Origin of the sequence: Pseudomonas citrullilanati (assembly GCF_030580855.1) — a bacterium.
Taxonomy (GTDB): Bacteria; Pseudomonadota; Gammaproteobacteria; order Pseudomonadales; family Pseudomonadaceae; genus Aquipseudomonas; species Aquipseudomonas citrulli.
Genome location: NZ_JAUQOP010000038.1, coordinates 38,182 through 48,117 on the forward strand (window position 1 = coordinate 38,182; position 9,936 = coordinate 48,117).

10 protein-coding genes are annotated in these 9,936 nt (G+C 64.2%); 7 read left to right on the top strand and 3 right to left on the bottom strand.

Annotated elements, in window-relative coordinates; genetic code table 11:
• Nucleotides 1-13: 13 nt before the first annotated feature.
• Nucleotides 14-415 carry a hypothetical protein gene (locus tag Q6A48_RS21090; protein ID WP_304556168.1) on the bottom strand — a complete coding sequence of 134 codons (402 nt, stop codon included), beginning with the start codon at nt 413-415 and terminating at the stop codon, nt 14-16.
• Between the two features lie 226 nt (nt 416-641).
• On the opposite strand from Q6A48_RS21090, the gene Q6A48_RS21095 reads away from it, so the two are divergent.
• Entirely contained in the window at nt 642-1,703 is a 1,062-nt protein-coding gene (locus tag Q6A48_RS21095) for a zinc-binding metallopeptidase family protein (RefSeq protein WP_304556169.1), read from the top strand.
• A gap of 136 nt (nt 1,704-1,839) precedes the next feature.
• Here the strand turns inward: Q6A48_RS21095 and Q6A48_RS21100 are convergent, their stop codons facing one another.
• Nucleotides 1,840-2,319 (bottom strand): nuclear transport factor 2 family protein, encoded by a 480-nt coding sequence (locus Q6A48_RS21100; RefSeq protein WP_304556170.1) that lies wholly within the window; start codon nt 2,317-2,319, stop codon nt 1,840-1,842.
• 45 nt (nt 2,320-2,364) lie between these two features.
• Entirely contained in the window at nt 2,365-2,943 is a 579-nt protein-coding gene (locus tag Q6A48_RS21105) for a TetR/AcrR family transcriptional regulator (protein WP_304556171.1), read from the bottom strand.
• A 123-nt stretch (nt 2,944-3,066) separates the two neighbouring features.
• On the opposite strand from Q6A48_RS21105, the gene pssA reads away from it, so the two are divergent.
• The 6 genes from pssA to Q6A48_RS21135 all read left to right on the top strand — a co-directional run bounded on the left by pssA (nt 3,067) and on the right by Q6A48_RS21135 (nt 9,178).
• Entirely contained in the window at nt 3,067-4,410 is a 1,344-nt protein-coding gene (gene pssA / locus Q6A48_RS21110) for a CDP-diacylglycerol--serine O-phosphatidyltransferase (protein ID WP_304556172.1), read from the top strand.
• An 11-nt stretch (nt 4,411-4,421) separates the two neighbouring features.
• Complete coding sequence (locus Q6A48_RS21115; RefSeq protein WP_304556173.1) at nt 4,422-5,438, top strand: AraC family transcriptional regulator; 1,017 nt, start codon at nt 4,422-4,424, stop codon at nt 5,436-5,438.
• 169 nt (nt 5,439-5,607) lie between these two features.
• Complete coding sequence (locus Q6A48_RS21120) at nt 5,608-6,579, top strand: NAD-dependent epimerase (RefSeq protein ID WP_304556176.1); 972 nt, start codon at nt 5,608-5,610, stop codon at nt 6,577-6,579.
• 33 nt (nt 6,580-6,612) lie between these two features.
• The gene (locus tag Q6A48_RS21125) at nt 6,613-7,359 is read left to right on the top strand and encodes a glycosyltransferase family 2 protein (protein ID WP_304556174.1); all 747 of its coding nucleotides are present in this window, start codon (nt 6,613-6,615) and stop codon (nt 7,357-7,359) included.
• Nucleotide 7,360: 1 nt separating this feature from the next.
• Nucleotides 7,361-7,654 carry a lipid-A-disaccharide synthase N-terminal domain-containing protein gene (locus Q6A48_RS21130; protein WP_304556175.1) on the top strand — a complete coding sequence of 98 codons (294 nt, stop codon included), beginning with the start codon at nt 7,361-7,363 and terminating at the stop codon, nt 7,652-7,654.
• Nucleotides 7,655-7,720: 66 nt separating this feature from the next.
• Nucleotides 7,721-9,178, top strand: a complete 1,458-nt coding sequence (locus Q6A48_RS21135; RefSeq protein ID WP_304556177.1) for an ArnT family glycosyltransferase — start codon at nt 7,721-7,723, stop codon at nt 9,176-9,178.
• The last annotated feature ends 758 nt before the right edge of the window (nt 9,179-9,936 follow it).

The following is a 9,936-nucleotide window of genomic DNA, read 5'->3' on the forward strand; positions in this document are numbered from 1 at the left end:
CAATTCGGGTACATCAGGCGTCGCGAAACAGGTCGTGGGCATCCAGCAGGCGCCAGGCGATTTCCGGGCGTTTTTCCAGCCCGCGCCGGATGGCGCTGGGGATCGACTGGCGAATCTTGCGGCACAGGCCCGGTTGCGCCTGGAACTCGATGGCGATGCCGCGCATGGTGCGCACTTCGTTGGAGCCGGGTTCGATGCTCAGGCGGATACCCAGGTTCTCGTACAGGCGCTGTTGCAAGCGCTGGAGTTCGTCGAGGCTCTGGATGTTCTCCAGGCGTTCGAGCAGGCGCTTTTCTTCCTGGCGGTTCAGGCAAAGGATGCGCAGGTCGCCGCCAGGGGTCTGCAACAACTCTTCGCGGCGACAATCGCAGACGCCAGGCGGGCAGGGGGGACGGATCGGGATCGACGCGGTCATGGGCTCCACACAATCTGCAACACAGCGAAACGCTCTCCGAGCGATTGCCCGTCCAGCAATGTGATGGCTGTCGGCACGGCGGTCAACCCCGGCGCGCGGCCGGCTGTCCGGCAGCGGGCAGGGGCCGCTCGTCTGCTCGTGGGCCGATTCAATCAAATTTTTCCGTCCCAGGTGGCCTCAAGAAGACAAGCGGCTCGGCCGCGCGGAAAAAGGAGAGCGCCACCCCATGCACATCAATTCCTCGACATGGCCCCTGTTGGAAGAACTGCTGATGGCCCGCGGGCCGGGCGGGCAGGAACACGAAGTGCGCAACCTCTGCGTGCGAGAACTGGAACCCCATTGCGACAAGACCTGGATCGACCCGGCCGGTAACGTCATCGGGCTGATCAGGGGCAGCGGCGCGGCCAGCGAAACCAGGGGGCCGATCAGGATCATGGCGCACCTGGACGAAATCGCCATGCTGGTCAAATGCGTCGAGCCCGACGGGACCTTGCGGGTGGTGGCCCTGGGCGGCGCCAATCCGATCAACTTCGGCGTCTGCCCGGTGGACATCCTCGGCGATCGGGACTTCATTCCCGGCGTGTTGTCGTTCGGCTCAATGCATTGCACCAACGAAACCCACCAGGGCGCGGACGTGCTGTCCGGGAATGTGCATTGGGACGACGTCCATGTGATCACCCGTTGTTCGGTGGAAGAATTGCGCGAACACGGCGTGCGCCCGGGCTCGCGAGTGGTGCTGAGCCAGCACTGGCGCCGGCCGTTTCGCGTCCGCGACGCGATCGCCGCGCACTTCCTCGATGACCGCGCGCCCATGGTCGCCACGTTGCAGGCCGCCGCGTTGCTGGCCGGACGGCGGGGTGAGACGGCCGACGATGTGTATTTCGTCTTCACCACCCAGGAAGAAGAGTCCAACGCCGGCGCGCTGTATGCGGCCAGCCACTTGCCGGGAGAGGTCACCGTGGCAGTCGAGGTCGGGCCGGTGGCGGCGGAATACGGCACACGCCTGAGCATCGATCCGATCATCAACACCGGCGATGAGAAGGGTTGCTACAGCCGCGACATCGTCGACCAGTTGTACCGCGCCGGCGAACGCTGCGGGCTGGCGCCCCAGTTCGCCTTGCTGGTGGATTTCGCCAGCGACGCCAGTGCGATCATGGGCAGTGGGATCTCGGCCAAGGGCGGCTGCATCGCGATCCCCACCGAGAACACCCACGGTTATGAGCTGATCTTGGAGGGAAGCATCGAGGCCTGTGCGGGGACGTTGCTGGGGTTCTTGCTGGCGCGGTGACGGGTGACCTTTTCCGCGAGCGGGCTCGCGCCCACCCGGAACTGGATCTCACCCAGCCGGTGCGGGAGCGAGCCTGCTCCCACACTGGACAGAGGTGTTGTCGGTCATAGAAGGCATGCCCCACAGGGGCAATGACTCACAAGCCCAGGTCGGACAGCCCCGGGTGATCGTCCGGGCGGCGGCCCAGGGGCCAGTGGAACTTGCGCTCGCTTTCCTTGATCGGCATGTCGTTGATGCAGGCAAAGCGGTGGGCCATCAGCCCTTGCTCGTCGAATTCCCAGTTCTCGTTGCCATAGGAACGGAACCAGTTGCCCGAGTCGTCGTGCCATTCATAGGCGTAGCGCACGGCGATGCGGTTGCCGGTGAACGCCCAGAGTTCCTTGATCAGCCGATAGTCCAACTCCTTGGCCCACTTGCGGGTCAGGAAAGCCTTGGCTTCCTCGCGGTTATGGGCGAACTCGGCGCGGTTGCGCCACTGGGTGTCCAGGGTATAGGCCAGGGACACCCGCTGCGGATCGCGGGAATTCCAGCCATCTTCGGCCAGGCGGACCTTCTCGATAGCCGACTCACGGGTAAAGGGCGGCAGGGGCGGGCGAACGTCGGAAGCAGCAGGCATGGTCAATCTCCAAGGGGTCAGTGGGTAGCACAGCGGTCAAGCGGGTCACGCGTTTGATTCGTCCAGGCCGAGCAACACGCCCAGCATGTCCCGGGCCTGGTCAGCCGCGCCATGATCGCCCATCACCAGCGCCACCGTGATGGCGCCGTCGATCAGGATCAGCAGTTGTCGGGCCAGGGCGTCAGGGTTTTCCACGCCCTGGTCGACGCACAGCCGGGTGACATAATCGAGCAGCTTCTGTTTGTGCAGTTTCGCCACTTGGCGGACCGGGTCCTGTGGGTCGCCGGTTTCACCGCTGGTGTTGATGAATGCACAACCGCGGAACCCGTCGCTGTCGAACCAGCCCTTGAGCACGGTGAACAGGTTGAACAGGCGGGCGGCTGGGGTCGTCGCTTTGTCGACCTCGCTGCTGAACCACTGCATCCAGCGTTCGTCGCGGCGCTTGAGGGCGGCCACGATCAGGTCGTCCTTGTTGGCGAAGTAACGGTAGACACTCTTCCTCGAGACGCCGGCGGTTTTCACCAGAAGGTCCATGCCGGTGGCGGCGATGCCACTTCTATAGATCAACTTTTCGGCGACATCGAGAATGATGTCACGTGTTTCACTGCTAATGTTTTCGTTCATGAGATAGACAGTAGAACGATCGTTCTCCTTGGTCAAATGTTTTTTTTCATGACGACGGGAAGACCCGGGCCGATCCATGGTGTAAGCTGATCCGTTCTTCGGAATCGACCTTTTGCGAGCCCTATGCCGTCGCTTTTCAAACGCTCCCTGCTGCCCAAGCTGCGCAGCTTTGCACTGACCGCCGAGGCAGTGACCATCCTCGATGGCGCCGCCGAATTCCGCCGCTGCCTGCTGGAGAAAATCGCCCAGGCGACCCAGCGCATCTACATCGTCGCCCTGTACCTGCAACAGGACGAAGCCGGCCAGGAAATCCTCGATGCGCTGCACGCCGCCAAGGCGGCCCGTCCGGAACTGGACGTGGTCGTGGTGGTGGACTGGCTGCGGGCCCAGCGTGGGCTGATCGGCGCGAAGAAGCAGCCGGGCAACTCGGCTTGGTACCAGGAACAGACCCGCACCCATGCCAGCGAAGTGCCAATCTACGGCGTACCGGTGCAGACCCGCGAACTGTTCGGCGTGCTGCACTTGAAAGGCTTCGTGATCGATGACTGCGTGCTCTACAGCGGGGCCAGCCTGAACAACGTGTACTTGCACAAGTTCGACAAGTACCGCTACGACCGCTACCACCTGCTGCACAACGCCGCGCTGGCCGATTCCATGCACCACCTGGTGCAACATGGCCTGGTGGCTTCCCGGGCGGTGCATCGGCTGGACCTGCCGAACCTGCCCAGCACCCGCAGCCTGCGCAAGGACATCGGGGACTTGCGCAGCCGCCTGAAATACGCGGCCTACGACACCACCGCCGGCAGCCTCGACAAGACCGGCCTGTCGGTCAGTCCATTGCTGGGCGTGGGCAAGAACAACCCGCTGAGCCGGGTCATTGGCGAGTTGATCGCCAGCAGCCGCCAACAACTGACCCTCTGCACGCCGTATTTCAACCTGCCGCTGGCCGTGACCCGCGAACTCAATCGCGCCCTGGCCCGTGGGGTCAAGATCGACATCATCGTCGGCGACAAGACCGCCAACGATTTCTATATCCCGCCCAGCGAGCCGTTCAAGATCATCGCGGCATTGCCCTACCTGTACGAAATCAGCTTGCGTCGCTTCGCCAAGCGCCACCAGCGCTACATCGACAGCGGTCAGTTGAACCTGCACCTGTGGCGCGATGGCGACAACACCTATCACCTCAAGGGCATGTGGGTCGACGAGCGCTACACCTTGTTGACCGGCAACAACCTCAACCCGCGAGCCTTCCGCCTGGACCTGGAAAACGCCCTGTTGCTGGACGATCCGAAAGGGGAGCTGCTGGAGCCTCGTCGGACCGAGCTCGAACGGATCTATCGCCACACGCGCCGGATCGAGCGTTACCTGGACCTGGAAAGCCTGCCGGACTACCCGGCCGCGGTGGCCAAGTTCCTCAAGCGGGTCAGCCGGGTGCGGATCGAGCGGCTGCTTTACCGGATCCTGTGAACAGTCGCGCCGTGTCTGAAAAAGACACCATTTCCATCCAGCTGGTGCGCGAGGCGCTGCTCCAGAGCTGCGACCCCGGACCTGCCAGCGCCGAGGTGCTGAGCAAGGTCGGGATCGACCCGGCACTGCTGGACGATCCCCAGGCGCGAGTGCCGGCCCATGCCTATGCACGGCTCTGGCGCTTGTTGGCGCGGCGCCTGGACGACGAGTTCTTTGGCATGGACCCGCGCAAGCTCAGGTCCGGCAGCCTGGCGTTCCTCTGCCAGTGCGCCATGGCCCAGCCCACGCTGGCGGCGGGGTTGACGGCGGGGCTGGGCTTTCTGTCGCTGATGCTCGAACACCTGCCGGCGCAATGGGCACGCCAGCAGAGCCTGGCGGAGATCGTGCTGCTGGAGGACGACCAGCCACCGCGCCGGGCCTTTACCTATTTCACCTACTGGATGATCGTCCACGGCGTGGCCTGCTGGCTGGCGGGGCGGCGCATCCCCATCCTGTCCGTCGAACTGCGCTGCCCGGCACCGGACTTCTGCGACGACTACCGGGTGATGTTTTCCCAGAACCTGCGTTTCGACCGGCCGCGCACCCGGATGATCTTCGCCGCCGAGTGCCTGGACCTGCCCATCCGGCGCAGCCCCGAGGAACTCAAGCGGTTCCTGGCCCAGGCCCCGGCCAATATCCTGGTCAAGTACCGCGACCCGCAAAGCCTCGCCAGCCGCATTCGCCACGACCTGCGACAATTGCCCGCCGACCAGTGGCCGGAAACCGAAACCCTGGCCCAACGCCTGTGCGTCTCGGCCTCGACCCTGCGCCGGCGGCTGGCGGAGGAGGGCCAGACCTATCAAGGCCTCAAGGACAGTGTGCGCAGGGAGTTGGCCATCGCCTGGCTCGCCGAACCGTCCATCAGCTTCGTCGAGATCGCCGCGCGCCTGGGCTTCGCCGACGCCAGCTCCTTCTACAAGGCCTTTCGCAAATGGTCCGGGTCCAACCCCGGGCACTATCGGAGCCTGATCCTCAACGACGCCCATTGATCCGGCACCGACCGCTGCTCACAAATCTGTCATTTCTCCTTGATATAAGCCTCGGTAGGGAAAAAACAGGCCATCGAGCAGAGTAGTGAATGGAAATGACCGTTGTGGGTAATGTTTGTGTCGGTTTGCGGGAACCTGCATTGGCCGGGATGGCGCAAAGGCCGTGCCGATGAAGATCCTGGTCACCGGCGCGGCCGGTTTCATCGGGTTCCATGTGGCCAGGCGGTTGTGCCGTGACGGCCATCACGTGGTAGGCATCGATAACCTCAACAGCTATTACAACGTCGAGCTGAAACACGCCCGGCTCGCCGAGTTGGCCACCTGCAGCCATTTCCAGTTCCAGCGGATGGACGTGGCGGACAAGCCGGCGCTGCTGGAGCTGTTCGCCCGGCATGGGTTCGACCAGGTCGTCCACCTGGCGGCCCAGGCCGGGGTGCGCTATTCCATCGACCATCCCGACGTGTATGCGCAAAGCAACCTGGTGGGTTTCCTCAATGTGCTGGAAGCCTGTCGCGCCCATCAACCGGCACACCTGGTGTTCGCTTCGAGCAGCTCGGTCTATGGGCTGAACGATCGCCTGCCGTACAGCACCGATGACCCGGTCGACCAACCGGTGTCCTTCTACGCGGCCACCAAGCGCGCCAACGAACTGATGGCCCACGCGTACTCGCACCTGTATGGCATTCCCACCACCGGCCTGCGCTTTTTCACCGTGTACGGGCCGTGGGGGCGACCGGACATGGCGCCGTTCAAATTCACCGAGGCGATCCTCGGCGGTCGTCCTCTGGAGGTCTACAACGACGGCGCGATGTCCCGGGATTTCACCTACATCGACGACATCGTCGAAGCCCTGGTGCGCCTGTTGCCGCTGCCACCTGGCGAGGCGGGCGGCGTGCCCAACAAGGTCTACAACATCGGGTTTGGCGCGCCGGTCAAGTTGCTGCAATTCATCGAGTGCCTGGAGGAGTCCTTGGGCACCCGCGCAATCAAGCACTGCATGCCGTTGCAGGCGGGCGACGTGGTCGACACCTGGGCGGACACCCGCGAACTGGAAGCGCGCGTGGGCTTTCGACCACAGGTCGCGGTCCCCGTGGGCGTGCAGTCGTTCGTCGAGTGGTATCGCGCCTATTACGGCGTCTAGCCTTTTCATTTTCCTGGCTTTTATTGGAACGTCATGCACGAAACCCCTTATGTATCGGTCCTGATCCCGGCGAAGAACGAAGCCGGCAACCTCATTCCGCTGCTGGAAGAGGTGCGTGCCGCGTTGGTCGACGAAGCCTTCGAGGTCATCGTGGTGGACGACGGCAGCACCGACGCCACCGCCGCCCAGTTGCGCACGCTGCAAAACAACGGTGACTACCCGCAGTTACGGGTACTCAGCCATGCCCGCTCCCTGGGGCAGAGCACCTCGATTCATCACGCCGCCGAGGCGGCCCGGGGGCATTGGCTGGCGACCCTCGATGGCGATGGCCAGAACGATCCGGCCGACCTGCCCAAGATGATTGACCTGGTGCGTGGCTCCGAAGGCCAGCCCGGCGGCGTCAAGCTGGTGGCGGGGCACCGGGTCAACCGCCGGGACACGGCGAGCAAGCGCTGGGCATCGCGGTTCGCCAACCGGTTGCGCGCCGGCCTGCTGAAGGACCAGACGCCCGACACCGGCTGCGGGATCAAGCTGATCGAGCGCGAAGCGTTCCTGCGCCTGCCGTACTTCGATCACATGCACCGTTTCATTCCCGCGCTGATCCGCCGTCACAACGGCCGGATGCTGGTGCAACCGGTCAATCACCGCGAGCGGGGCGCCGGGGTGTCCAACTACGGGAACCTCGACCGCGCCCTGGTGGGCATTGTCGACTTGTTCGGGGTGTGGTGGCTGATAAAGCGCACGCGCCTGGACGTCAACGCACACGAAACTGAGGTCTGAAATGAGCAGAGAATCCTTGTGGCTGGCCGTGGGTTTCAGCGGCCAGTTGGCCTTCACCGGGCGTTTTGCCCTGCAATGGCTCTACAGCGAATACAAGAAGCGCAGTTTGATTCCCGTGGGGTTCTGGTACCTAAGCATCGTCGGCAGCGCGTTGTTGCTGGCCTATGCCATCTACCGCGAAGACCCGGTCTTCATCGTCGGCCAATCGTTCGGTTTCGTGGTGTACCTGCGCAACTTGCAACTGATCGCCAAGCAGGCCGGACAGGCCAACCCCGAACTCGATCAAAAGGGCTGACAGGTGCGGATACGCTTGGCTTCCTCGCGGTGGGAACTGCTGGCCCTGGTGCTGCTGACGCTGGTCATGGTGGGCGCGGGGCTCGGCTGGCGCCAACCGATGAATGTCGACGAGGAGCGTTTCCTCGGCGTGGCCCTGGAAATGCTGCAGAACGGGTCGTGGTTCATTCCCCACCGCGCCGGCGAGATCTACGCCGACAAGCCGCCGCTGTTCATGTGGACGGTGGCGGTGTTCGTGCAGCTCACCCATTGGCCGAAAGTCGCCTTGTACCTGCCGGCGCTGCTGGCGAGTGCCGTGACCACGGCGTGCCTGTATGACCTGGGTTGTCGCCTGTGGGGCCGACGTATCGGCGTGACCGCGGCGCTGTTGTTCCTGGCGACCTACCAGACCTACAGCATCTTGCGCACGGGGCAGATCGATGGCTTCCTGGCGCTGTGGACCGTCCTCGGTCTCTACGGCCTGTGCCGGCATTTGCTGCTGGGGCCGGCCTGGGGTTGGTACTACCTGGCCTGTGGAGCGATGGGGCTGGGCATCATCAGCAAAGGCGTGGGCTTCCTGCCGGCGCTGATGCTGCTGCCCTATGCCTACGCCGTGCGCAAAGGCTGGAAAGGCGTGGTGCCAATGCCCGGCAAGGCCGGCGCCTGGTGGCTGGGGCTGCTGGTGGCGCTGGCGGCCATTTCGCTCTGGTTGGGACCGTTGCTGGTGATCGTGGGGCAGGGCAGTGCCGACAGCCTGGCGTATGCCCAGGAAATCCTCTTCAAGCAGACGGCCGGCCGCTACGCCAACGCCTGGGAGCACCGCGAACCCTTCTGGTACTTCTTGGCCCAGGTGATTCCCAAGTACTGGCTGCCGATGGTCTTGCCGCTTCCCTGGCTGGTGCCGGCCTGGCGCAAGCAGTTGCTCAAGCACGACGGACGGGTGTTGGTGCTGTTGGGCTGGGTGCTGCTGGTGTTGCTGTTCTTCAGCTTGAGCAGCGGCAAGCGCAAGCTGTACATCTTCCCGGCCGTGCCGGCGCTGGTATTGGTGACGGCGTCGCTGGTCCCGTGGATGCTGCGCCGTTGGTTCAGCCAGCGCCCCAGGGGCCGGATGGTGTTCAGCGCATTGGCGGTGGCCTGGCTGTGCGCCTGGTTTGCCCGGGGGTTCATCGAGCCGTACAAGGAAGGCCTCAACCCCCACGAAACCCTCATGCGCGATGTGGCACGGCTGACGGCGGGCGCCGACCTGGCCCTCGTCGGCTGGCGTGAAGGCCATTGGTTGTTCGCGCAACAGCCCGTGGTGCATTTCGGCTTCTACAACCGCCATTCCCTGGAAGACTCCGCGCAGTGGTTGCGCAGCCACCGGCAGGCCTTCGTCCTGGTGCCCGGGAACCAAATGGCCCGCTGCTACGATCCGCAGAAAGCCCGGCGCGTGGGCGGCACCTCCAGGGCCGAATGGTTCCTGGCGGGGGCCGAGGCGGACAACGGCAACTGCCAGGCGGCGGAGGGCGGGAAGGTGTATGGGTTTGCCTGGGAGCGGCCTTTGTAGCTGTCCTCACCAACGCATTCGCGAGCAAGCTCCCACCTTGGTTCCCGGTTGCTCACAAACCTGCGGCCCAGCACAAATCCCTGTGGGAGCGGGCTTGCCCGCGAAGGCGTCGGCACAGGGGACATCGAGGCAAGCTGACCCACCGCCATCGCGAGCAAGCTCGCTCCCACACTGGATCTCGGTTGCTCACAAACCTGCGGCCCAGCACAAATCCCTTGTGGGAGCGGGCCTGCCCGCGAAGGCGTCGGCACAGACGACATCGAGGCAAGCTGACCCACCGCCATCGCGAGCAAGCTCGCTCCCACACTGGATCTCGGTTGCTCACGAACCTGCGCCCAGCACAAATCCCTGTGGGAGCGGGCCTGCCCGCGAAGGCATCGGCACAGGCGACATCAAGGCAAGCTGACCCACCGCCATCGCGAGCAAGCTCGCTCCCACCCTGGATCTCGGCTGCTCACAAACCTGTGGCCCAGCACAAATCCCTGTGGGAGCGGGCTTGCCCGCGAAGGCGTCGGCACAGACGACATCGAGGCAAGCTGACCCACCGCTTTCGCGAGCAGGCTCGCTCCCACACTGGACCTCGGTTGCTCACAAACCTGCGGTCCAGCACAGATCCCTGTGGGAGCGGGCTTGAACTGGTCAAGTAATCTTGGACACCGATTAAGGTTTACGCCGCCAAGCGCTCTTTCGCGACTGGCGACCGGTAGTCGTTGTAGCTGTGAGGCCTGCTGATGTTGTAGCGCGAGACATAGCGCTGT